This window comes from Kosakonia oryziphila (assembly GCF_900094795.1).
Classification (GTDB): domain Bacteria; phylum Pseudomonadota; class Gammaproteobacteria; order Enterobacterales; family Enterobacteriaceae; genus Kosakonia; species Kosakonia oryziphila.
Genome location: NZ_FMBC01000048.1, coordinates 1 through 18981 on the forward strand (window position 1 = coordinate 1; position 18981 = coordinate 18981).

The 18981-nt window shown below is 46.5% G+C and carries 18 protein-coding genes and 2 pseudogenes; 11 read left to right on the forward strand and 9 right to left on the reverse strand.

Features of this window, described 5'->3' with window-relative positions:
• Nucleotides 1-456: 456 nt before the first annotated feature.
• A complete protein-coding gene (locus GA0061070_RS19185) occupies nt 457-972 on the reverse strand; it encodes a hypothetical protein (protein WP_090137587.1) in 516 nt (171 codons plus the stop codon).
• Between the two features lie 68 nt (nt 973-1040).
• Here GA0061070_RS19185 and GA0061070_RS19190 point away from each other — a divergent pair.
• Nucleotides 1041-1697 (forward strand): annotated as a pseudogene (locus tag GA0061070_RS19190) (phage integrase); the annotation flags it as partial.
• 248 nt (nt 1698-1945) lie between these two features.
• On the opposite strand, the pseudogene GA0061070_RS19195 reads toward GA0061070_RS19190, so the two are convergent.
• The 4 genes and pseudogenes from GA0061070_RS19195 to GA0061070_RS19210 all read right to left on the reverse strand — a co-directional run bounded on the left by GA0061070_RS19195 (nt 1946) and on the right by GA0061070_RS19210 (nt 4918).
• A pseudogene (locus GA0061070_RS19195) lies at nt 1946-2984 on the reverse strand (phage integrase).
• A complete protein-coding gene (locus GA0061070_RS19200; RefSeq protein WP_090137588.1) occupies nt 2985-3860 on the reverse strand; it encodes a BRCT domain-containing protein in 876 nt (291 codons plus the stop codon).
• A gap of 38 nt (nt 3861-3898) precedes the next feature.
• Nucleotides 3899-4522: a hypothetical protein gene (locus GA0061070_RS19205; protein ID WP_090137589.1), complete on the reverse strand. Its 624-nt coding sequence runs from the start codon at nt 4520-4522 to the stop codon at nt 3899-3901.
• Between the two features lie 9 nt (nt 4523-4531).
• Entirely contained in the window at nt 4532-4918 is a 387-nt protein-coding gene (locus GA0061070_RS19210) for a helix-turn-helix domain-containing protein (protein ID WP_086874026.1), read from the reverse strand.
• 302 nt (nt 4919-5220) lie between these two features.
• Here GA0061070_RS19210 and GA0061070_RS19220 point away from each other — a divergent pair, with 302 nt between their 5' ends.
• From GA0061070_RS19220 to GA0061070_RS19260, 9 genes are all read left to right on the forward strand, one after another.
• Complete coding sequence (locus tag GA0061070_RS19220) at nt 5221-5424, forward strand: DNA-binding protein (protein ID WP_090137590.1); 204 nt, start codon at nt 5221-5223, stop codon at nt 5422-5424.
• A 10-nt stretch (nt 5425-5434) separates the two neighbouring features.
• Nucleotides 5435-5665: a hypothetical protein gene (locus GA0061070_RS19225; RefSeq protein WP_086874023.1), complete on the forward strand. Its 231-nt coding sequence runs from the start codon at nt 5435-5437 to the stop codon at nt 5663-5665.
• Nucleotides 5655-5885, forward strand: coding sequence for a phage filamentation protein Fil family protein (locus GA0061070_RS19230; protein WP_090137591.1), 231 nt, complete (start codon nt 5655-5657; stop codon nt 5883-5885). Before GA0061070_RS19225 ends, GA0061070_RS19230 begins: the two co-directional genes overlap by 11 nt.
• Nucleotides 5886-5967: 82 nt before the next feature.
• Nucleotides 5968-6174 carry a hypothetical protein gene (locus GA0061070_RS19235; protein ID WP_086874021.1) on the forward strand — a complete coding sequence of 69 codons (207 nt, stop codon included), beginning with the start codon at nt 5968-5970 and terminating at the stop codon, nt 6172-6174.
• 3 nt (nt 6175-6177) lie between these two features.
• Nucleotides 6178-6417, forward strand: a complete 240-nt coding sequence (locus tag GA0061070_RS19240) for a DUF2732 family protein (RefSeq protein ID WP_086874020.1) — start codon at nt 6178-6180, stop codon at nt 6415-6417.
• Entirely contained in the window at nt 6417-6641 is a 225-nt protein-coding gene (locus tag GA0061070_RS19245) for a TraR/DksA family transcriptional regulator (protein WP_090137592.1), read from the forward strand. The genes GA0061070_RS19240 and GA0061070_RS19245 overlap by 1 nt, the downstream gene beginning before the upstream one ends.
• On the forward strand, nt 6641-7504 hold the full coding sequence (locus tag GA0061070_RS19250) for a DNA adenine methylase (protein ID WP_090137619.1): 864 nt from the start codon (nt 6641-6643) through the stop codon (nt 7502-7504). Before GA0061070_RS19245 ends, GA0061070_RS19250 begins: the two co-directional genes overlap by 1 nt.
• Before the next feature lie 31 nt (nt 7505-7535).
• Nucleotides 7536-9986 (forward strand): replication endonuclease, encoded by a 2451-nt coding sequence (locus GA0061070_RS19255; RefSeq protein WP_090137593.1) that lies wholly within the window; start codon nt 7536-7538, stop codon nt 9984-9986.
• A 154-nt stretch (nt 9987-10140) separates the two neighbouring features.
• Nucleotides 10141-11193: a DUF2971 domain-containing protein gene (locus GA0061070_RS19260; protein WP_090137594.1), complete on the forward strand. Its 1053-nt coding sequence runs from the start codon at nt 10141-10143 to the stop codon at nt 11191-11193.
• A gap of 333 nt (nt 11194-11526) precedes the next feature.
• Here the strand turns inward: GA0061070_RS19260 and GA0061070_RS19265 are convergent, their stop codons facing one another.
• From GA0061070_RS19265 to GA0061070_RS19280, 4 genes are all read right to left on the reverse strand, one after another.
• The gene (locus tag GA0061070_RS19265) at nt 11527-12957 is read right to left on the reverse strand and encodes a UvrD-helicase domain-containing protein (protein WP_090137595.1); all 1431 of its coding nucleotides are present in this window, start codon (nt 12955-12957) and stop codon (nt 11527-11529) included.
• Nucleotides 12954-14702, reverse strand: coding sequence for an ATP-dependent nuclease (locus GA0061070_RS19270; RefSeq protein WP_090137596.1), 1749 nt, complete (start codon nt 14700-14702; stop codon nt 12954-12956). The genes GA0061070_RS19265 and GA0061070_RS19270 overlap by 4 nt, the downstream gene beginning before the upstream one ends.
• A gap of 496 nt (nt 14703-15198) precedes the next feature.
• Nucleotides 15199-16251 (reverse strand): phage portal protein, encoded by a 1053-nt coding sequence (locus tag GA0061070_RS19275; RefSeq protein ID WP_090137597.1) that lies wholly within the window; start codon nt 16249-16251, stop codon nt 15199-15201.
• 2 nt (nt 16252-16253) lie between these two features.
• Nucleotides 16254-17975 (reverse strand): terminase large subunit domain-containing protein, encoded by a 1722-nt coding sequence (locus GA0061070_RS19280; protein WP_090137598.1) that lies wholly within the window; start codon nt 17973-17975, stop codon nt 16254-16256.
• A gap of 159 nt (nt 17976-18134) precedes the next feature.
• On the opposite strand from GA0061070_RS19280, the gene GA0061070_RS19285 reads away from it, so the two are divergent.
• A complete protein-coding gene (locus GA0061070_RS19285) occupies nt 18135-18968 on the forward strand; it encodes a GPO family capsid scaffolding protein (RefSeq protein WP_090137599.1) in 834 nt (277 codons plus the stop codon).
• Nucleotides 18969-18981: the final 13 nt, after the last annotated feature.

The window sequence follows — 18981 nt, forward strand, 5'->3', positions numbered from 1 at the left end:
ACTGACTTATCTGGCGGAAGGACAGGCCGACTTCAAAACGCAGCCTTAAAATTTCATGGATTTTACGCATTGCGATTCTCTTGTTTGGCATATATCACTCCCTGGAATGAAAGGGATAGATATAGCATCAAAAATCAATGCGTTAAGAATGGTTCTGGCGATGTGAACGGCAATTCCGGTCGTGTGAACACCGATTCTGGCAAAATGAACAGGGATTCTGGGCATGGTGCAAAATCGGGGTATTTTCCGCCGGAATACGCGTTCACGTAAAACCAGAAACTGCGTTCACGTTCCGCCAGAATTGGTGTTCACGTTGGGCCAGAATATGCATCTCCTACGTCCTCAACTGGCATCGTCATTTTTAACCACCTTCAGCACTGTTAAAAATGACGGTTCTCGATGTATGGCCAACACTGCCGGAAATGGCGGTATTTGCCGGAATCTGGTACCACACTGTCAAAGCTGACCGTTCCGGCCAACACCCCATTTAACTGCTGATTTCCAACGACTGATCAGATCGTCGGTTTTGTGTCTCGCCAGTGTCTTGCGCCACTGTTCATCTGCACCGGCAATAACCAACTCACCAGTGCGAGGGTTTGCGCGATACACGGTATCCAGCGCGGTAACTTCTTTACCGCGGGCAAGCTGAATGGCCTGCACACGGCTGATCTGAATTTTTTTGATTTTGGCCCACACCTGAACCAGACCGGCCAGCGTCTCTACTTCCGGCGATAATTCTTGTTCGCGCTGGCGTATTTCATAAGCTGCGCGAAGGTAACTTTCAGCCCTGGACTGGTCATATTCGGTGCAATCACCTGCCGTAATGGCGTGTGCCAGCGCCTCAAACTCATCGGCGGGTGATTTTTTCCGTTCCGGTTTGTGGTTTTTGATGCTTTCAGCAATGCGTTTTTTCTGTTCGCGCGTTAATTGCCCGATCACGATTTGCTCTGGTTCATCAGCGTCAGCTGGCACTACTATTTCTGACGGTGCTGCGGGTGGCGGGATTGGTTGTTTTTTCGCCTCGGTACAGTTATTGACACGAGTCCAAGAAGAAACTCAGTGAAGCGACAGTAAACCGCGAGCAGTCGTATTTACATGCTGTATTCTCGGAAATGAAACGCCTCGGGGAATGGGAAGGAGATAACCCTCTTTCTGGTATCAGGCAGTTCAAGGAGGGAGATCAGGAGCTGGCTTTTCTTTACGAGGAAGAGATTGACCGACTGCTTGTAGCGTGCGATCAGGCGGCAAACAAAGATTTGGGGATTATTGTGCGCATCTGCCTGGCCACCGGCGCACGCTGGAGTGAGGCACAGGATTTAAAACAATCTCAAATTCTTCCAGGACGTCTGACTTTCACACAGACCAAAAGTAAAAAGAACCGCACAGTACCCATTTCGCAACAGTTACAGGCAATGCTCCCCAAAAAACGCGGTTCACTCTTCACCCCTGCGTATGAGGCATTCAAATCTGCATTAGCACGAGCAGAGATAGAACTACCAAAAGGACAGCGCACCCATGTTCTACGGCATACCTTTGCGAGTCACTTCATGATGCGTGGAGGAAATATTCTGGTGTTGCAGCAAATTCTTGGACACAGCACGATCATGATGACAATGAGATATGCGCACTTCGCTCCAAACCATCTTGATGCAGCCGTAGCGCTGAACCCTTTTGATAATCGGATGCCGAATAGTTGACCCTGCGCTGCCATGCTGCTGCCATTTTGCTGCCACTATCCCAAACTGGAGATATAAAAAAACCACCTTTCGGTGGTTTACACGACACTGCTTATCATTGATTTTATTGTTGTTTTCCCATGGTACCCGGAGCGGGACTTGAACCCGCACAGCGCGAACGCCGAGGGATTTTAAAAACTATCGAGCCGCTTTTGAAATCATAACCTTATGATTCTAATCATAAAATAAAAAGGCTAAGGGTGGCTAATTTAGGCTGCTGCTCCATTTTCATCGCCATCGTTTACCCTCTCCCGGTTATCAAATGGATTAAGCGCAACAGCAGCATCCAGATGGCTCGGCGCGAAATGGGAGTACCGCATTGTCATCTTAATGTCGGTGTGCCCGAGTATCCGTTGGAGCACCAGAATATTACCGCCACGCATCATAAAATGGCTGGCGAAGGTATGCCGTAGCACATGGGTAAGTTGACCGTCCGGCAGTTCAATCCCCGCCCTTTTCACTGCCGCCTTAAATGCTTCATAACAGGGAGTGAATAGCGCCCCTCGCTTCTTCGGTAGAAGTTGGCTAAGGGCTGGCGAAATGGGAACTGTACGATTCTTTTTGCCTTTGGTCCGGGTATAGGTGATTCGCCCTGGTAGGATCTGAGACTGTTTTAGCCCTTCAGCCTCTCCCCATCGGGCGCCGGTTGCCAGGCAGATGCGCGCGACAATACCTAAATCAGGGTTACGGGACTCATCGCATGCGGCAAGCAGGCGATATGATCTTACCCTGATAAAGGAACGCCAGTTCCTGCTCTTCCTCTTTAAACTTTCGGATACCTGATAGCGGGTTTTCTCCATGCCATTCGCCCAAACGTTTTAGTTCAGCAAATACAGCATGCAGATACGACTGCTCACGATTCACAGTTGCTTCGCTGAGCTTCTTCTTGCCCTTCTGATTCCATTCGCCACTTAGTCGGCGCTCACGATAAACAGCGAATACGTTTTTATTAAAATCTGATGCAAATGGGTCATTCAGCCTTTCGCAGATCGCCAGCAGTTTGTTTTTACGCTCTTCACCGGAAGTAAGCGCTTTTCCATACATCTCATACCAGCGATCAATAAGTTCCGATAGCCGAGGGCCGGAACCACTACCAATCCCATCGGTAGAAATCCGATTCATTAACCGGCGCTCAAAAGAGAGCGCCTCACCTTTCGTGGCGAACTGTTTACGTGTACGGCTTCCGGTTGCACCATGCGGGTAGCATTCGCAGAGCCATTTGCCAGAAGGAAGTTTACGAACGGTCATTTAGGCAAAGCTCTTCCATTGCTCTTCGCTAATAATTTTTAACTTAGTACCTTTCTCATCGCGATAAGATACTGCCTTCTCAATCTTTCTTCCGTAGGACTGGAACCGCCAGTCCCTCGCGCAAAGCGTGCCAATTACCAGATAATCAATTTTTTGTGTAACGGAGGAGCTAATTTTTGCACCTGACGCACGAAACTCATCTTCGCAAACGCTTCGCTTACCATGCAAAAATTCTCCCGTAAGACACACTGTAGCACCATCAAGCTCAAGCGAATCAATAGCATCAAGAGGTAAGGATGTTGAAAGGCCATCAACGACGCCTTCTTCAATATTACTGCCAGTAAAATCTATTAATGCAGATTTTAGGGTGTTGCGCTCTTCCTCAGTGATAACCCCATCATCCAGGATCTGCTTAACCACTGCGTAAAGTTCTTTGCCGGGATAGTTGTTTTTCAATGCCGCATTTTTTGAGAGGAACCAATTAAGATAGCGAATTTCACTATCATTGAGTTCCTGATTGGCAATCATTCCCTTGCATAAACCCTCCAGTAAGTGCTTATCTGCGTCTTCAGAGAAGAGATCTATATTAGGAATGTCTAACAAGTCTTTTTGAATAGTAATTAAATCCGCTTTCAGAAATTCCAATTCAACTTTTTCTATCACCCCATCCGCAAGGATATCGGAAAGCCTGCGCTTAATTGTTTTCACGCAGTAGTTATTACTGATAGCTTCAGCCTCAAGCAACCAGGTATCAAGGTAGAGCACTTCCTTACTATCAAGAGCACCATCACTTAGTAGACCATCAATGATGCTTATCAGATTGGCAAATAACTTACTTCTGTTTCTGACGTAATTAAATGTGCTGAGTTCCGTCATAACTAATCACCTCTTGTTGAGTGATATATTATTACTCTCTAAAAAAAGAGAGCACCCACGACCACACCTACAATAAAAACAACGATAATTTCTTTGGGATAATCTTTTAGCCAGCTTGCGATATCTGAATGATTTTTTGTTGATTCATTCGCTGGTTTCGTTTGATTTTCTTCGTCAAGCCAGGACAGCGCCATCTGTAGCTGCGGGCGCGTAAGATCATTAAATCTTCCGGTACCAAAATTGATATGGCAAAAACGAATGAGACGCTGCCGGGAGTCCCCTTCCTCGCTATTTCGCAGCAACAAATGGACAAGTGCTTTCCTTGCGTCACCATCTTTACAGCGATCCAGTATTGCCTGAAGGAAACTAACGGCTGTCTGGTACTGATTAACGGTCATTTCATCAATGCTTGAGACGCCGATTTCTGCATGCATTCTTTGCCAGATTTCGTAGGCCTCACCTTCCCCAGCTTCAGCTATAGACATGACTAGCTTATTAAGTTCTTTACGCTGTGCTTTTACGAGTGGGCGATCGTCCTCCCTCGTAGAAGGTATCGCTATGTTGATTGTTCGCTGTGCATCAACTCGTTCTATCTGGATATTATTTTCGTTAAAGTCTCGACCCGCGTTGCGGTTTTGACTTCCAGTAGAATTTACGGTCATAGAGTATCCTTACTTTTTGTTTTCGCTGAAATCCCTTCCCGCTACACGGTTCCCATGTCCGGTGACATTTATTGCCGTATCTGACGCCAAATTTCCGGCATTCAGAGCAGCAAGAGCAGCTGCTTTAACGGCAATAGGAGCAGAACGAAATAGATTGATTAGTTGTTGTTCATCCTCGTTTAGAGCTTCGGCAGACCGAACCCCTGTGACAACAAACTGAACATCGACACCAAGTTTTGATACTGCGAAAAGATAAGACGCATCCGGATACCGCTCGCCTTTTTCGTAATTCAATTGCGCCAATTTTTTCACTCCGCCCACGTCGCCAAAAGCTAACTGGCTTAAGCCAAGGCGTTCGCGTTCCTCTTTCAGACGCGCCCCGATATTCTCTCGCATACAAAAACCCTTGACAGGTATTCAAACGAATACCACAATGTGATTCACGAACACTTAGCAGATCACAATATACCACTATGACGCAAGCTAACTACACCAGCAGGTCTCGCACCCCTAAAAATTCAGTGGCCGGTCGGCCTCTGCCGCTGCGACTCAATCCTGAAGAACGACACATCATTGAAGAAATGGCCGAGAAAGAAAGCCGCTCAGCCAGCAATATGGTGCGTGTTATTTTCCTTCGTGGACTTGAGTCACTTCTTCACGTCTCAACGGCCAACAAGGCCGAGTAAAAGGAGTGAAATATGTCCGGGATCACAATCAACATTAATGTGAGCACGCCCTACGTTTCTCTTAAGCGCTATTCAGAAATGACAGGCATACCATTCGAGACATGCCGGGGCATGATGGAAGATGGTCGTATTATTATTCGCCCCAAAACACGAAGGATGGAAAAACCAGAGGTCAATTTAATAGCAATGCTCAAAGATGCCATTGCAAATAGTTAAAGGACGTGAAATGAAAAACAAATATCCTTTGATTGAGGCCGGTAAAAATCTTTTCCTTTACCGCGGTTTTACTATAAGAAAGGCACCGCGTAATAACATTATTAAATGCGCAACGTATTTAATTAATAAACGCGATGATTCTAACTCTTATGATAATTATCTTGGCCGTGATTTTGCGCTTGCAGAAGCCATGCGTACCGTTGACCACATGTTAAAGGCCGGGGGCAACCATGCACGATGAAGGCCCAACCTTGGCAAGCCTGCTACGCAATGGCTGTCAGGTCACGCACTTTAAGAACTCGCGCGGATGGCTCGAAACTCCGGACGGGAGATTTTTTAAACCCGAACCGGCCAAAGTTCAATTTATAAAAGGACTGAATAAACCTTTTATGTATGTCCGAAAGGTTAATAAAGGATTTGCTACCGCACTAACCGAATTAATTAAAAAACTGATTAACTAATTCGGTCTTAAAAAATCGTTCCTGCTCTCACCACTGTTTAAAACAGTGGCGGATTAACTCATCCCTGAAAAGAGGAAACATCATGACGAGACGAGATCAGTTTAATTTCATTCTGCATATTATTTTGCCAGCCATAGAAAACGAAGGGTTAACAATCAAAACCCAGCGCGATGGTGAAATTACATTATCCGCTCAAGGTTCTATTGCTGAAGATTTCGTTAAGAACTTGCGTCAGCACTGCATTGAAGAATTGCAGCGCCCTTCTACATCGTCGGTATATGGAGCTTAAGAAATGCAACGTCGAAATATCGAAACCCGTACAACAAAAATCGGCCCTGATGATGCCCGGCTTAACGATCTACTGACTGCTGCCCGTATGGATGAACGCCGCGCGCGAATGGAGGCCATGGCAGCCCGGCTGGATTCCCTGGCCGGGAGAATTATCAGCCACCAGCTCAGCTACAAAGAAGCCGGTGAGCTTTTACGACAAGAGGCGATCAACGTGACAAATGCCATCGGGGAGATCCTCTGATGGCGGACGAAATCGATATTGCACAGCAACACGAGTATGAGGAGCGGGAACGTCACATCCTGAACGCCCGCAGCAAACCAACTTCCGTTTCCCGCCTGACCTGTGATTGTTGCGGCGCGCCAATACCTGAAGCACGCCGCATTGCCGTGCCTGGGGTGGATTTGTGCGTGACGTGCCAGACCATCAGCGAATCAAAAAACAAACATCTCCGGGGTAAGAAATGATCAGCACCATTCTGAAATGGGCGGGTAATAAATCCGCCATTATGCCCGACCTATTACAGCATCTTCCCGCAGGCGGTCAGCGCCTGGTTGAACCTTTCGCGGGTTCCTGCGCTGTGATGATGGCAACTGACTATCCGGCCTATCTTGTCGCTGATATAAACCCCGACCTGATTAATCTCTATCGCACCATTGCCAGCGATTGTGAAGGGTTTATTGAACTGGCCCAGATCGTTTTCGAAAGCTATCCCACCTCTGACGACTATTACCACATCAGGCACTCATTTAATCAGGATGCTGCTTTGCCGCTCAGCACAAGAGCGGCTTATTTTCTGTACCTGAATCGCCATTGTTATCGTGGTCTTTGCCGTTATAACGGTAGCGGCGGTTTCAATGTGCCATATGGCAACTACCGCGCCCCCTATTTCCCAGAAGCCGAGATATGTGCATTTGCTGATAAAGCCACACGCGCAACCTTTATCTGTGCAGGGTTTGAAGAAACACTGAGCATGGTGCAGACCGGCGATGTTGTGTACTGCGATCCACCGTATGACGGTGTGTTTTCTGCGTATCACACTAAAGGATTCAGTGAGGACGATCAGTATTGCCTGGCATCCGTGCTAACACGACTGGCGGCGGAAGGTTTCCCGGTTATCGCCTCCAACGCCAACACAATGCTGGTTTCCTCTCTTTATCGCACTTTCACCCTTCACCGCATCAGCGCATCGCGGGGTATCGGAATTGCTGCTGGCGACGGGAAAAAAGCCACTGAAGTGATCGCCGTTTCGAACAGCAAACCATATGCCTCGTGGATTGGTTTCGATCCTGCTAATGGCTGTGAAAAGTGCGTTGAACTCCATCCATGAGTAAAACGCTCTGCTGCATCGGGGCAACAAAATGACTACGGAAAACCGTGGCCGTCGCGCCCCTTCTCCACCGCCTCCCTTTCCGGGTAGTTCTGATGATGCTACCCGGTACGCCTATGAGTGGAACAAACCAAGAAAAGCCATTTACGTCGATAAGACGCCTGCTGTTGATCTCGTTGAGCTGGGCCAAGAGCAGGAGTTTTTAGACTGGGTTAAACGTACCCTTCAACCTCTCCCGCTGTTCATTCGCCGCCGTCTGGCGGTGCGCATTGACAGCATCCACTCCATGAAAGGCCGCCATATTGCCAGGCTGGTCGTGCGGGATATCGTCAGGCGAGATCTGCCACATATTCAGGCTGTAACTGAACAATATGCCATTCCGGTTGACAGCGATGGCGAGGCATACAGTGAACTCAACACGCTCTACCACACGTTTAAGAACCTGGGGGAATTAACCCGCCGGTTCAATAATCTGCCGGATTACTCAGCCGAAGATGTGGAATTGATGGCGCAGGATATCGCCATCTATATGACAGGCGTTCTCAGCGAAGTAAACGACGATATAGCGGCGCTGGATGACCGCCAGTCAGCGGTGTGGCTGTATAACGAAGCCGCGCGCCTGACTCTCTATTTTCGCCAAACTCCACCCGGCTCGGGCAAACGTAAGTTGCGCCTCGACGAACTCGCCACAGCGATCAGTAAAATGCTGGATTCTCGTTGGTGGCATCGCGCATTAAGAAAATACGCAGTTCGCTGGCGCGAGCATCTGCATATCGCGTTTGGTGACGTGAAACGCGACATATCGCCCTATTGCAGCAAACACCATGTCAGCGAGTGGGATACACGGCGTAAACGTAGCCGCGCGATCATGAGCAAGCTGGAGCTGGAAGATCAGGACACAAAAGAACGCATATCGCTGATTGAGCAGATAGATAAAAGCATCTCCAACCCGGAAAAACGGCGCATTGAGTTGATGACGCGCATTGGTGGCTTTGAAAAAATCGCCAATGAAAATGGGTTTGCCGGAAGCTTCTTTACCCTGACCACACCATCACGCTATCACGCGTGGAGTATGTTCGGGCATCGTAATGCTAAATGGAGCGGCACAAGCCCACGCGCGGCACAGCGCTATCTTAACCGCATCTGGCAGCAAATACGCGCCGAGCTGGCCCGCCGAGAAATCCCCGTATTCGGGCTTCGCGTGGCAGAGTCCCATCACGATGGAACGCCACACTGGCACGGGTTGCTGTTCACCGCCCCGGAGCATGTCAGCGAGCTGCGCGAGGTAATGCAGGATTATGCCACCCGCGAAGATGCCGAAGAACTACGCGGCAGAAATGGCAAGTTGCCGCGCTTTGAAATGAAGGATATCGATCCGGAGAAAGGCAGCGCGACAGGCTATGTCGTTAAATACATCTCTAAAAATATTGATGGCTACGCGCTAGATGGCGAAGCCGACGACGAAAGCGGCAGACCGTTAAAAGAGACAGCAAAACACGCTACCGCCTGGGCCTCCTGCTGGGGTATTCGTCAATTTCAGTTTTTAGGCGGCGCGCCGGTTTCCGTATGGCGCGAACTGCGCCGGATGCATGATCAGGCGCTAGCAGACAGCATAAATCCGCTATTTGGCGAACTGCATCGCGCTGCCGATTCCGGCGACTGGCAACAGTATGTGCAGTTGCAGGGCGGCGCATTTGTCGCACGTAAAAACCTGGTTGTTCGCATCTGGTATCAGATGAAGGATGAGCCTAACACCTATGGCGAATATCAGAATTTGATCAAAGGCCTCGTAATGCCTGCGGTCAACATTGAACCGGTGATCACCCGCCTTAAAACCTACTGCATTGTGAAGATGAAACCTCCCATTTCTGATGGCGCGGGTTTGGCCGTTGACCTTCAGGGCGCGCCTGCGCCCTCTTGGACTCGTGTCAATAACTGTACTGAGGTGAAAAAACAAACAATTCCGCCACCATCAGCACCGTCAGAAATCCTCGTGTTAGATGACGCTGATGGGCCGGAGCAGATCGTGATCGGACAATTAACGCGCGAAGAGAAAAAACGCATTGCTGAAAGCATCCGAAACCACAAACCGGAACGGAAAAAATCACCCGCCGAAGAGTTTGAGGCGCTGGCGCTCGCTATTACGTCAGGTGAGCACACGGAATATGATCAGGCTCGCGCCGAAAGTTACCTGCGTGCCGCATGTGAACTACGTAAGCGAGAGCAAGCCCTTACGCCAGAAGTAGAAACACTGGCGGGACAGGTGCAGGTGTGGGCGCAGATCAAAAAAATCCAGATCAGTCGAGTGCAGGCCATACAGCTGGCGCGCGGTGAGAAAGTAACCGCACTGGATACAGTGTATTGTGCGAACCCACGAACAGGAGAATTAGTCGTGGTAGGTGCGGATATCCACTGGCGTAAGACACTCGCAGGACATAAGGTGGAATTGCTCATCGAAAAATGGCGAAAAGCCATAAATTAGATATCTAATAATTTGTATTAGCTCAGACTTGATCTGACGGTTTTCACTGGCAGCACACAATCAAATCTGACAGTCTGCTTTGAGCTGTGAGTTCAACGGGTCAATATCATCTAAATTCCCCCGATCAAGTTGATGAATATCAAAGGGAAAAGTCTTGTCCTTAGGTAGCGAGTATTTCTCGATTTTACTATTGTCCATGTACCTGAAAAGGGTAGATAATATCCAAAAAATTGATGAGATAAAATTGATGATACGGAATATTCCTTCTCGCTTATATAAATATAAAAGTTTTAGTATTGATAGTCTTGATTTGCTTGTAAGCGATAGCCTGTATTTTGCCGATCCTACAACGTTCAATGATCCTTTGGATTGTAATCCTTCTGTGTTAAACGACATCGATAATGCCGATGAATTGAACGCTATTCTTCATAAATTAGTAAAAGAAAATCATCAAAAGGAACTAGAAAAAGCAGCAAAAAAAATAAAATATAGAGGCCCTAGGACATTAGAAAGAATTGAAATGCTAGGTGAGAGTGAGGCTCGGAAATTAATTAATGACATTGCGGAAAGTGTTGATTTTTATGGTGACAATTTTGGTGATAGTGCCAGTTATCATATTAAAAGATATTTACTAAAAAATTATGAGGTTGGCGTACTTTCATTAGCAAAAAAATTTAACTGTCCCTTAATGTGGTCGCACTATGCTGATCAACATAAGGGTTTTTGTATTGGGTATGACGTTTCTGAAAATGACACTTTAGATATCTACCCTGTTGATTACAAAGGCAAGAGATTTATTAGAACCCAACAAGTTCATGATATGTTATTTGGCAGTAATGAGAATATAAGGAATGCTGCCAAAAAAGAGATTGATAGGGTCATTCTTCTCAGTAAAGCCCCTTCTTGGAAATATGAGAATGAATATCGGGTTATTAACAAGCAAGGTTTACAGGACTCACAATTACGATTAAGCGATGTTACATTCGGTTTGAGGTTCAAAGAATCTGCTAAGTTTTCCGTTATGAAAGCATTACAATCAAGACAGGGTGAAATTGACTTTTACGAAATGTCACTTTCTAATAATTCCTTCAAATTAAAAAGGAAATTAATTGATTTGGAAAATATAAAATTTAGAGCATACCCTGAAAGTAATTATGAACGCACTCGCGATGAGCTTCAAATGTTTAATGACTTAGATAACGATTAAAACAGTCTTAATCATAAAAATTTGTGATTATGATGTATCATCGAGCAGTCGTCATGGGTAATATCTATTTGATATCTGCTCTAGCACGGGTACGCGGTAGCTCATTGGTACCCTAGCGACTAAAACAGTGTAGTGTTTACAACGTCCTCTCATGGCACAGAGCTGCCTGTCAGATTAGGTTTGGCTCTGTGCCATAGCTGTGTCATGTCAAATCTAAGCTAATACAAATAATTTAGCATCGCAATTTTTTACCCCTGAAAAGAGGTTTCATCAACTCTATAATCTCCTTTTCAGTGAGGATTCCATCCTCACTGAATTTTCTATATAACCAAATTAAAACCACTCCAAACATTCGTTTCCGTCATGAATAAAACTAACGCTTTTAGATGCAAAAAACTCCTCATATAATTGTAAGTTTTCTGCATTAATCACTCTTTTATCAAGAACAAAGATCAATTTATCTTTGCTTCTAGTAAGAGCAACATATAATTTCTTCCACTCTTTATTGAAGCGTTTCCGCTCTGCAATTTCATCACCTCGCAAATATAGACAAAAAGAATCTGAAAGTATCAAAAACACAATATCACTATCCAAACCCTTGACAGCCTCAATACTTTTTACAACATGCTTTGAAGATTTGTTATTATTTGCACACTTTTCCGCAAATTCGTAAAAAATCCCAAATGCATTGAACGAACGTAAAATAGGGGCTAACTCGTGAACACCGACAACATAATTAACAGCAGACTTTGTTGGGCATGTTGGATTAGCATTAATTCTATCCATTAAATCCAAATATACGGAATTAATATAAAGCTGCGGATCTCTATTATTTCTTTTAGGGCCACACTCTATTGCACGAGCTAATGTATAAGGTATATGATTTTCCTTTTCTCTTTGCGTATCATAGAAATCATTTTTTTGATTAATAATAACGAGCTTACCATTTACTAAAGCGTGTTCTATCGCAATATCAAATCCATGTGTATCATCATATATATAATGAACACTTCCTTCATAATTTTCGTGATTAGTTTGCTCCTGACCACTATAGCATAGGGAGTTAGAAAATAATAACGATGAAGTTGGAACACGTCTGCTTATATTATTTATTTCTTCAAAAACAACATCACTTTTTCCTTTATTATTTTCTTCTATATAATCGATAAAAGAACTTGGGTATTTTATTGCTTGTTTTGGATCTCCAATCATATATACATAGATGCCAGCCATACCAAGAATATGGAAAACTTTAAAACAATCTTCATCCAGATCTTGAACTTCGTCTATAAATATGGAACAAATTAAATCCTTTAAGAGATTACATACAAAATCAACTTTTGACTTTGCATAGGAATCTCTATTTTTTGCATTATTTCTGTCTAAGATATGCTTAGATACCATATAAACATTGTCGACATGGATAACGCCATTTTCTTTCAACTTTTTAATTCTAGCATTTTTAAAAGCTGCTTCAGTTGGCAATGTCTCAAAAGAAACTGAGCTATATTTATCACCAAGCACATAAGATGAATAGGGGAATATAATCTCACTTAATAAAAATGAATGAACAGTTTCCACCTTTACATTCATTTCATTATGACTCTTACTTAATTCCGATTCTATTTTGTCTCGCGCTGAATTTGTATAAGTTAAAGCATAAACTGTTTTATACGGCTCAGAAACAGTTAATCTCTGAGAAATTTTTGATGCAAGTCCAAAAGTTTTCCCAGCTCCTGCACCTGCTATCTGAACAGTTATCATCGCATTGCCTCCAGAACAGTTGTTATATGATCTGGCAATTCAATTACTAAAGGATTTTCGATACATAGCATCGCATCGCATAATGTCAACATCCCACCAGTTTTGTCGGCTTTTAAGAAATCTGAAATAATAACCCCGTCAATCTCATCAGCGTTCAATTCAATTTCAAAATATTTTGCAATACTGGAAATATTATTACCCTTATGAATTAGATCATCTTCTAATGTATAGCACACTGTTGTTGCAACAGTAATATGAGGATGCTTATCTCTATATTTTTCATGCTCTATCTGCGCATTTTCCTGATCATCAAAATCTCGTATAACGGCGATCTTTTTGTTGTGATTATTTCCGTTAACTAAAAGCCAAATATCTAAGAACGATTTATATCCTTTTTGACCAACGCTGATTACCTCAACATCATATAAATTTTCTTGGTTAAGATATGTATGCGTTCTGATCAGCATTTCTTCCGATGGGCCTTCAACCAAAATCAGTTTATCTGCGTATATTAACCGAAGTATATCAAAATTTGGTCTTTTTCTAAGATAATCATTAAGTTCTTCCCCGAATGAAGATAAACTAATAGCTTTATTTCCAGAAAAAGCAATTACATTACTTATTTTAAGCTTATTGATTATTGCTGGATTATGAGTCGTTACGATTGTTTGCAAAAGAGAATTAGGTTCTAAAATACTTTTTTCTAAAAAATCAATTGTAACTCGGAGTTTATTAACCCCTAAATGTGCCTCCGGCTCCTCAACACAACATAAATTAAACTCGCTTTTACTCTTTTTAAAATAAGCAAAAAAAAGAAAAATAAAAACAAGGTTACGTTCTCCAAGACCTTTTTGATAAAGGAATTCATTCCCGTAACTCAAAGTAATATTTGAGATTATATTTTTCAAATTAGGAAGATTTGGGATACATCCAACTTCCTTTAAATGCTCTCTTATGTTATCAAAAGTAGAGTCCGAGTTTAATAGTCTTTGAAAAGTTCCGGCACCTTCAACCTTACCGAAAAACTCATTATATGCTAAGTTAATCACTTCTTTTTCATTAACTGTTAACTCACTAACTAATAATTTTGTAAGAATATTGTTAGACCTCATAGCAGGGGAGTCTGAGAAATCATCTCGTTCCGCCCCTATGACATTTACCACGAGGTTTTTAAGTTTATCAAACGATATTGATTTTTCATTGGAAACGGTAACAATATCATATTCATAATTATCTATTGGAAGTAGCTGCCATTTTAACCTGTCAATATCCTCGATGGATAAAACGAGTTCTTTTGTTTTTCCGAGAAAGTCAAAAATTTTAGGAGCATATTTATACTTAATAGAAAACGTTGGTTTTTTTTCATTCTCCGCAAGAAAGCTATGTATTAGAGATAACTCATAGTTATCCTTATGGCCGGAAAAACTGACTTCCACTTCAATGATTGGAATTTTATCTATTAGTACTGAAAGATTTTCATCTTTTAATTGTTCCTCTTCATCCAATCTGTAATGATGAAAAGCCGTTTTTAGAAAAGCCTCGACACAGGAACTATTAAAATCAGCTATAGATAATCTTTTTTGTGAAAAATCCAAACTCCCCATTGTGAGCGGAAGAGAGAGAGCTTTAATAAAATTGGTTTTTCCAGAGTTATTCTCACCAATTATTAAAGTAAACTGATTCAATATCGTGCTGAATTGTTCAAAGCAACGATAATTTTTAATTTTAACTTCGCTAATATACACACTGACTCCTTTCAAGCGCTATGGGGGTGAGTTGCAATGTTGGCCTGTTATAAAACAAAGTGATATTGATATTACTATGCTCCCCACGGTATGGACGCGCAATAGCGCACAAATTTGCGCAATCTTTTTGATGTTAATAATCCAGTCCCGCGCCAGTTCTGTTGCGGTTCCGGCAGTATTTCAAAAGTGCACAAAAAGAGGCACATTCAGCGCGCAGGCGAGGCGGGGGAGCAAGCGCGCGCTTTGGGGGCAGGCAGGGGGTTGTATACCTCAGGAATCGCGGCCTGAGCCGCGCTGTATTGCCGTGCGCTCGCTCCGGCCTGCGCGGGGACAGGTGAGGAAATGTCGTCTCAGAGCGGCTTACAGCGCGTCTGGTGACGGGTACGGAAAACGATGCCCGACAGGCGGCGGGCAGTGCCGGAAGGTGAAAAAATTAGAAGGATTTTCGGGAGTGCAGACGCGACACCACCACTCCTGATGGTGTCTGCCGGAATGCTCAGGCGCTTTCGGAAAGGAGTGCATAGGGGTTGAAGCGGATCACCTCCTCACCCAGCCAGTCGTTGACGTGTTTCATGGCTTCCATCACGGGTGTCAGCTCATTGATGGCAAATACCCTGGCAGCTTTTTCAACATCACCAAACGAGCCATTACCCTCCGGGATGGCGCCCATCAGTTGTGGCGGTACGCGATGCGCGGCCAGAATGTCATCGCGTGTTGCTGACTTCACGCCGATAAACTCATCCTTTGCCGATATCTGGCTGAACGGCAGGATCTGAACCGAGTCTTTACCGCCGCCAGGCGCATGCAGCAGGATGTTTTTGAATGCCCCACCCCGCCGCGTATCCGTCAGCGTTTTCTTGAGCTTGTCGAGGCTTTCCTGATCGGCAATGGCGCTGTTCACGTAAACAATGCAACCTGCATGGCTGCCGTTGTCATAGTAAAGCTTGCGGAACTTGTCAGCAGAATGCGACAGGTTAGCCGACAGCAGCCCTGCAAAATACTCCGGCATACCGTAGATATCCTGGTGAATATCCGGGTTGATGACGTGGCACACTGAGCCAGTCCTGAACTGGTGATCATCCAGGCCCGCCTGAATAAACCAGTAGGTATCGAGATCGGAACCCCTCCGTGTGTACTTGCCGAGTGAATGGCGCAGCCCCAGCGGGCCGCCAAGCATATTTGATCGCAGTTCAAGATAGGCGTTACCGAACACAAACCAGTCAAGCGCAAAGGCAGAGAAAACCTGACGGGACAGCAACCGGTGCGGGATAAAACACCCGGCCAGCACGTTGCGTTTGAACATCAGCGCAGACTGGTGCCAGCTCGCATAACCAAACTGCCGCGCCAGTCCGTACCAGCTGATCGGCGTTTCGTAATAGCGGCCATTGTTGGCGCAATACATGCTGTCCAGCAGGTCATAAGATGACGTGACCGGCCATGGCCCGTCAAAGGTGAAAGAACTCAGTCCCGGCTGGGTTTTCAGTGCAGAAACCAGGTCTGTCTGTTCCCCGGAATGCTGCCGCGTGCGGGGATATTTTTTTCTGCTCAAAGTCAGTACTCCATAACGGTCATGGTATTGCCGCCGTCAGCGCCCAGCGGTTCATTGATAGTGGCAAGCATGGTCGCCCAGGCTAAGTCACCGTGACTGACGCCACGGGCGCGGTCAGTGTCATACGTGATCACGCCGCCCGGTGTGACCACTTTTCGCACCGCACTGAACGCGGTGATCAGGTCATACTCTCCCCGGTCATACTCCCAGCGACCAGCGCGGATCATTTGCAGCATTTTCAGTACCAGCATGCGCTTGCTGGCGGGTGAAAACTGGTAGCACACTGCCGCCGGAAATTTCTTCTTCACAAGCTGGTACACCGCCTCGCCGATGCCGCTGCCATCAATGCCAATGTGCTGGATGTTGTAGCGGGTCAGCATGTTGATGATCAGTTGCGCCTGCGCTTCGAATTCCATGCCGCGAATGCGCTGGGTTTCGATGGTACGAAACTTGGCGCCGGGAACCAGCGGCGCCGCATTAACCGATATTGCCCCGCTGTCACCTTTGCCGCTGGCACCGTTGGGGTCATAGCCAATCCACACCGCGCGATCTGCCATCGGGCGCATGGCGTACGGTTTCCAGTCGGGCCAGTCGTCAAACCCGTCAACACCACAACTCAGCAACTGGTTGTAATCGAAAGCGGTTTCGCCGTTTTTGATGAACACGCATCCATACAGGTTGTCGTATTCCTCCGGGCTGTTCTCCTGCTGAATCTCCTCAATGTCAGTGAGATCCCACCCGTGATCGATGGCATCCTGAAGGGTGACAATCTGGCGCCAGATGTTGTCCGGACACATCAGGCCGCTGTTGAGTGTTTTCCAGCTGGTGTCAAACTCAATCCGTTTGCCATGGCTGCGGCCTTTGTTAAACGCTTCACCACTCCAGAACGGATAGGCCTCGTGGCTTTCTGCTGACGGTGTGGAAAAATAAGTGCGAGTCAGCCCTTTCAAGGTTGCCATTGCCCCGGCCACTTTCTTCAGGTTGGTAAACTGCCCCACCCAGAAAAACTCATCAAAATAGAGATTGCCAGTGTATGACTGCGCTGTTGCGGCTGAGGTGCCAAGAAAATGCAGCTCTGCGCCATTCGCCAGCTGGATCATGTCGCCGCCCTTCAGTTCAACGTCCACTTCCTCAGCGGCAGAACGAATAAAGCTGCGGAACTGATACGCCTGACGGCGACTGGCGGAAAGGAAAATCTGGTTGCGCTGATGTTTGTATTTCACATCGTCAGACAACGCACGCAACAACGCCTCGCGCGCAAAATACCAGGTAGCCCCCACCTGGCGGGATTTCAGTATGGCGCGGTTGCGGTGGTGGTGATTGTCGAACCAGCCGCGCTGGTGCCAGTGCAGTGAGCCAAGAATGTTTTCCCGCAGTGCCGCAATCTGCGATTCCGAGAAGGTATTTTGTTTCTTGCGCAGCTTCTTTTTCGGCTGCGTGGCCGGGGTGCCGTTATCCAGCTTTTTAAGCTGTCGGGTCAGCAGGTCGATTTCCTTGAAGTCACCGCCGGTCTTTTTATCCTTGCTGGTCAGCTGAATCAGACGCGCATCAATGGATGTGGTGACACGCTGGATCGGCGGCGTATCGTCCCACTCGTCGCGCTTTTTCCAGGCATAAACTGTGTTCTGATTGATCCCCATCAGGCGTGAGATTTCTGCTGGCGGGTATCCCTGCCAGTAGAGTTGTCTTGCCCGCTGCCTGATAAACGCTTCCCCGACCGACATTCGCTTCTCCTCGCTGTATGCCGGGGAGATTAACCCGCGCGCGCGGATGCTTTCCCGCACCTCTGGTTGTTGTGTTTCCCCTACAACAACAACGCGTTGAGGCGGCAATGCCGCCCCTGCCATCATTTCGCTGAACTCACTCACAACGAGCAAACGAACATGGCTGGCACAACGAAAACCCGCAAAAAATTCCGTGTTGCTGTCTCCGGGGCCACCGTCGATGGCCGCGAAATTAAGCCGGAACATCTCCACGACGCAGCAGCGAATTACAACCCGGAAGTGTACGGGGCGCGCGTCAACATTGAGCATTACCTCTCGCCTTATCCGGGCAGTGATTTCGGGGCGATGGGCGATGTGACCGCATTAAGCGCCGAGGATATTACCACCGGGCCGCTGGCGGGTCGCACCGCGCTCTATGCGGAGATTGAAGCTTCCGACCGTATGAAGCAAATGACCGACAAAGGGCAAAAGGTTTACTCCAGCATTGAACTGCACCCGCAGTTTGCGCTCAACGGCAAAGCCTATGTGATGGGCCTCGCGATGACAGACACGCCCGCCAGCCTTGGCACTGAACGCCTGAAATTTGCTGCTCAGCAACGTGCGCAGGTGATGGCATTCAACAATCAGCAGGCAGAACCGCCGATGATCACCGAAGCCATTGAGGCGGAAGTGATCGAGCTTTCCGGCCAGCGCAGCGATGAAAGCAAACAGTGGTTTTCCCGCGTCATGGGCATCCTTGGCAAGGGGCAGAAGACCGACGATGAGCGATTCAGCCAGGTGCATCAGGCTGTTGAGGCCGTGGCGCAGTCACAGGTTGAACTCAGCGATCAGTTCAGCAGCGTTGAGCAGGGCCGAGCGCAGGACAAAGCCGCCATTCAGCAGCTGACAACCGATCTGGCTGCACTGCGCCAGAAACTTGAAACCACGGACGGCAACTTCAGCCGCCGCCCGCCTGCCAGCGGTGGTGATAACGCGCAGCTGGCTGACTACTGATATCAGCAACGAG

What these genes read in the sequence shown, in the direction of transcription:
- GA0061070_RS19235 (WP_086874021.1), top strand. Translation starts at nt 5,968, where the DNA reads ATGACGAGACGAGATCAGTTTAATTTCATTCTGCATATTATTTTGCCA.
- GA0061070_RS19255 (WP_090137593.1), top strand. Translation starts at nt 7,536, where the DNA reads ATGACTACGGAAAACCGTGGCCGTCGCGCCCCTTCTCCACCGCCTCCC.
- GA0061070_RS19210 (WP_086874026.1), bottom strand. Translation starts at nt 4,918, where the DNA reads ATGCGAGAGAATATCGGGGCGCGTCTGAAAGAGGAACGCGAACGCCTT.
- GA0061070_RS19280 (WP_090137598.1), bottom strand. Translation starts at nt 17,975, where the DNA reads ATGTCGGTCGGGGAAGCGTTTATCAGGCAGCGGGCAAGACAACTCTAC.
- GA0061070_RS19205 (WP_090137589.1), bottom strand. Translation starts at nt 4,522, where the DNA reads ATGACCGTAAATTCTACTGGAAGTCAAAACCGCAACGCGGGTCGAGAC.
- GA0061070_RS19245 (WP_090137592.1), top strand. Translation starts at nt 6,417, where the DNA reads ATGGCGGACGAAATCGATATTGCACAGCAACACGAGTATGAGGAGCGG.
- GA0061070_RS19265 (WP_090137595.1), bottom strand. Translation starts at nt 12,957, where the DNA reads ATGATAACTGTTCAGATAGCAGGTGCAGGAGCTGGGAAAACTTTTGGA.
- GA0061070_RS19240 (WP_086874020.1), top strand. Translation starts at nt 6,178, where the DNA reads ATGCAACGTCGAAATATCGAAACCCGTACAACAAAAATCGGCCCTGAT.
- GA0061070_RS19230 (WP_090137591.1), top strand. Translation starts at nt 5,655, where the DNA reads ATGCACGATGAAGGCCCAACCTTGGCAAGCCTGCTACGCAATGGCTGT.
- GA0061070_RS19285 (WP_090137599.1), top strand. Translation starts at nt 18,135, where the DNA reads ATGGCTGGCACAACGAAAACCCGCAAAAAATTCCGTGTTGCTGTCTCC.
- GA0061070_RS19225 (WP_086874023.1), top strand. Translation starts at nt 5,435, where the DNA reads ATGAAAAACAAATATCCTTTGATTGAGGCCGGTAAAAATCTTTTCCTT.
- GA0061070_RS19200 (WP_090137588.1), bottom strand. Translation starts at nt 3,860, where the DNA reads ATGACGGAACTCAGCACATTTAATTACGTCAGAAACAGAAGTAAGTTA.
- GA0061070_RS19220 (WP_090137590.1), top strand. Translation starts at nt 5,221, where the DNA reads ATGTCCGGGATCACAATCAACATTAATGTGAGCACGCCCTACGTTTCT.